Source organism: Candidatus Neomarinimicrobiota bacterium (genome assembly GCA_012964825.1).
GTDB lineage: Bacteria > Fidelibacterota > Marinisomatia > Marinisomatales > S15-B10 > UBA2125.
In genome coordinates, this window is record DTTI01000001.1 from 1 (window position 1) to 4,510 (window position 4,510).

Below are 4,510 nucleotides of genomic sequence, written 5' to 3' on the forward strand. Positions count from 1 at the left end.
ATCACAACGGGGCGGATGCTCAGCCATCTCATGGGCATTTACTTCATCCCAGTTACCAAAACTCTCACCGCATACGGGACAAACTGGTGGATGCTCATCAGCAAAGTGCTGATCCGCATCTTCGTGTGAGGCAAAAGTAATATCGTGCTCATCACAACGGGGCGGATGCTCAGCCATCTCATGGGCCACTAATTCCTGCTCGCCACCAAAGGTCATACCGCAATCGTGACATACAGGATTCAGCGCTGGATCAAAATGCGCATCTGCTTCTTCTTGTGAATTAAAATCCACCTGGTGAAACTCACAACGGGGCGGGTCCTGCCCAAAAACCTGTACAGGCAGGATGAGAGCAAAAACAAACATAAACGCCATTATCGGTTTTATCATTTTCATGATTTTCCCCTTCTTAATGTTAATGGTAGAGGTACAATTACCTCGAGCTTGAAAGCAAGATAACCTTTTCATCTGTCAAAATCAATGATTTGTGTCACATTTTTCCTTTTTTTTCGCGAATTACCGATTTTCAAGCAAACGGCCTACTGCGGCGGTTTCTCGGTTGAATTCTTTCTCGAACACACCGTAATAGTTGTTTACTTCATAGAAATATCGTGCCACGTCCCTGGATACCACGTGGGTATTTTTCTCTAGGATTTCCGGCGCCGGGAAGAGGATGTCGATGCCAGGCTTGAAATAGTTGAGAGTAAGTTTGAGATCAGGATTGATATCCAATAACTTCTTCATGATGAGCACTTCATAGAGACGCCGCTCATGACTGGCATCTTTCACTATGATAGTAAAGACGTCCTCCTCTGATGTGGCACCATAGATGTTTGTCTTTTCCAGCTCGCTTTTGTAGTTGAATCCACGGCTGGCAGGAATGTATTCCAAGTCGGCCGTAGGCTGCACGAACGGTTTCGACGCTGAGGCTTTTTCATGGACTGAATAACTCAGCCTTAATGCATTGTTTTTTGCAATATCCTTGATATATCCCGCAAGGCCCTTCACATCGAAACCGGCGGGGTCATCTTGGGACTGCATGAAGAAGATCACCTTCTTAGGGTCAATAGACTCGTAGTATTTATGATTTCTGATGATTTCATAAATCATCCTCCTCACGAGGATCGCCTCGCCGGGAATTTCCCCCTCGAGAAGTCCCTTGAACGGCTGTGTCATTGCCAGCGTCTTGTCTATTTCAGCGGCGGTGGCCACATCCTCAAGCATTTTCATGAAAACAGGGCTTTCATAGATGAAACTGAGGTCGTAAATGTCGGCGTTTTTAACACGGTAGTTGTTCTGGAAGAGTAGATTGCCGGTAATGTTGAATATGTCTGAGTCCAAGGGGATAACGCGGCTGAAGTTGCTGCCCAGTTCGGTAATAACGTGTGGTGTAATAACGACGATGACCTCTTTACGCTTGGTCTCTATGGTGGAGCTTTGGAAGAGCTTCCCAAAGAACGGAATGGAAGAGAGAATGGGAACGCCAGATATCAGCTCGGTCTCTTTTTTGGAGATGAGTCCGCCCACGATGAAGGGCGTGTTGTTAGTCACACGGACAAACGACTGCACTTTGCGGTTGTTGATGAGAGGCGCCTCCTGAACACCCGAAGTGGCGGCCAGCGCGCCGAGACGCTCTTCCGTCTCGGTGATGATGGTCTCGATCTGGATAGTGATCCGAGTCAGATCCGCGCTCACCCGTGGCCTGAGGTTGAGGACAATACCCACCGGGATGTAATCAACAGATTTTGAAACTGCTGTCTGCGTGCTGGTGGTCTTTACGATGGGGATCTGCTGGCCCACCTGAATCCTCGCCTGTCGACCGTCCAGTACCAGCACGGAGGGCCGAGATAGAATTTCGGCGGTGCCGATGCTGATAAGGGCCTGGAGCTGAGTGTTGAAATCTGTAGCTGTGCCGAGGATTGTCCTATCGAACACTATCGAGAAAGGATTAAACGCCCCGGTACTTGGATTGGGCGGCGGAAACTGGCCCGTTAAGCCTCCCTGAGCACCACCGAAATCGACTCCCAGTGCGTCCAGTCTATCGGAGTCAATTTCGATGACCAACGCTTCGATCTGGATCTGTGCCGCGGGGATGTCAATTTTATTATTCAGCAGATTGAGAAGTTTCGCCACCGGCTCAAAATCGTCGGGATTATAGCCGACGAGGATCTGCTGCTGAGGGGCGCCGGCGGTAGCCCCTAGCATGGGGATTCCGGCGAGATCAAGGCCCAATTCCGCTTTTTTACCTTTGGCCGATTTCCCTTTTTCCTGTGTAAGCAGACTGACGGTCTCGGTGTCTGGCACCTTGATGATGATGGGGAGTATATCTTTATCTTTCCTGGGCAATTCCTTGATATTAAGTGTAGGGCTAATAACTGGAGTAAAACTGTATTCTCCCGCCAGCTCGCCTTTGCCGCCTTTAAATTCAACCACCGTATAGCCCACTGTCTTAAGAATGGCCAGGGCCCTATCCACTTCAACATAACTGAGCTTTATAACTTGGTATTCCAAATCCCGCATCGATTGTCCCACCAGCGCCAGCGGGAGTATCATAAGAAGAGTAAGAGTTTTGAGAAACTTTTTCACAACGAGTTAGCGGTTAACGATAGTTATGGGAATCTTCACAAAAAGGTCCTGGAATTTTGCCGAAATAAGCCCACTGGTTTTATTGCTACTGGGAATAAAAAGGCCTTCTACCCGAAAGTTTGATCTCAAACTGTCAGCTATCTCTACGGTTATATTGCTTGTGGAGGAAACATGATGTATATCCAGTGAACCACTGGTAGCGTCCAAAGAAAGTTTCATAGATGTGCTGGAGCCACTGACATTTGATTCTTTTTTAAAGGTCAAATTCCCTTCCTGATCCGTCTTCCAGTACATAAAACCGTTGACAGGGACTACCGGCCCTTCCGTTTCAAAGGTGACAGGCCCTGACAGCTGCTTACCCATAATGGTGGCGGAAAGGACACCGGTACCTATATCCCAGTTCCAGCCGCCGGCGGATGTAACTACGGAATCAGGGGTGGCATTCGCACCTGAAACATTGGCTGTTTTTACAAAAGAGATAGTTCCTCGGTCACTGCTTTCCCAATACATGAAAGCGCCAACGGGCACCGTTGATGATTTAGTATGAAAACTGACCGCACCGGATTCAGTCTGCCCCAATACCATGACGGACAGGAGATTAGTATCTTTATCATAGCCCCATCCTCCTGACAAAGAAACAACAGAATCGGCGGGAGCCGAAAAACCAGTGACGTGTGCAGTTTTCTGAAAGGTAACGTCTCTTTTGTCAGTCTTCCAGTACATGTAGGAGCTGACGGGAATGGTTAGGCTGTCCGTATCGAAAGAGACAGTACCCGTTTCGACCTCGCCGCCTGAGGTGTCATAGAAAGCCACCTGAACCAGCTTTGTAGCATCCTTATATATCCAACCGCCGGCTCTCGTAGTTGTAATATTGGCACCAAAGTTTTCAGTCTGAGACACAAAGGTGGCTGTTTTTGGGGAACCGCTATTTTTATAATAATTAACATTACCATCATACTCGCCAACACACAGGTCCAAATCTCCATCGCCGTCAATGTCTTGAAAATCCAGCGCAGCGTTTGCTCCGATATCATCACTCAAGAGATTATCCTCACCCGTTTGCTCTGAAAATGAATGAGAATTACTGTTACCTGTATTAGTAAAAAACTTAATTGTTCCATCACCGACACCGACAAATACATCCAAATCTCCATCTTTGTCAATATCCGCAAATACAGGCGCTGAGTGGTTAGCTTCCACAGCGAGTTTAGCAACTTCGGAATCATCAGCCTGGGCTGTAAAAGTTGCAGCTGTGCTGTTTCCAGTGTTTTTGTAATAGTTGGTAGACCCATCAAAACCCCCTAGAAAAGCATCCATATCACCGTCACCATCAATGTCAACAAAATTGGGTACACAGTTATAGCCAACATCCACACCATTCAGAGGATTGTCATTACCGGATACTTCCGAAAACGATGGACTGGAACTGGAACCGCCATTTGTGTAGTAGCTGACGGTACCGTCATCCTGCCCGATAAACGTATCCATATCACCGTCCCCATCGATATCCACAAAAGTGGGAGAAGCCCACCCGCTTACCACCACACCGTTGAGAGGATTACTGGTCCCTAACTTCTCAGAAAAAACAGGGCTCATGCTAGTACCCGTGTTCTCAAAATATTTTATGGTACCGTCCAGGCTTCCCACAAAAAGATCGGCATCCGCGTCTTGATCAATATCCACAAAAGCAGGAACAGACGCATAACCGACATCAATACCATCCGTGGTCGCCTCCGTCCGTGAAAAGGTTACACTGCTATCATTTTCGAAAGTGTATTTCATACTGAGGTTTGTCAGATCAACCGCTGACCCACCTTCAATAGCGGATGTAACGTTCCACTCCCCTATCACCCGGGAACCCAGCTTAGAGATATCAAAAATATGGGTCTCTTCAACTGTCACCGTCGTGTCTTCATCAAAATCATAT

3 protein-coding genes are annotated in these 4,510 nt (G+C 47.5%); all 3 read right to left on the bottom strand.

The features are described 5' to 3' along the window. On the bottom strand, positions 1-387 hold a 387-nt coding region (locus EYO21_00005), incomplete at its 3' end, for a hypothetical protein (GenBank protein ID HIB02201.1). A gap of 126 nt (positions 388-513) precedes the next feature. Then, positions 514-2,583: a type II and III secretion system protein gene (locus tag EYO21_00010; GenBank protein HIB02202.1), complete on the bottom strand. Its 2,070-nt coding sequence runs from the start codon at positions 2,581-2,583 to the stop codon at positions 514-516. Between the two features lie 6 nt (positions 2,584-2,589). Continuing rightward, positions 2,590-4,510 (bottom strand): VCBS repeat-containing protein (locus EYO21_00015; protein HIB02203.1); only part of this gene is annotated, 1,921 nt, incomplete at its 5' end.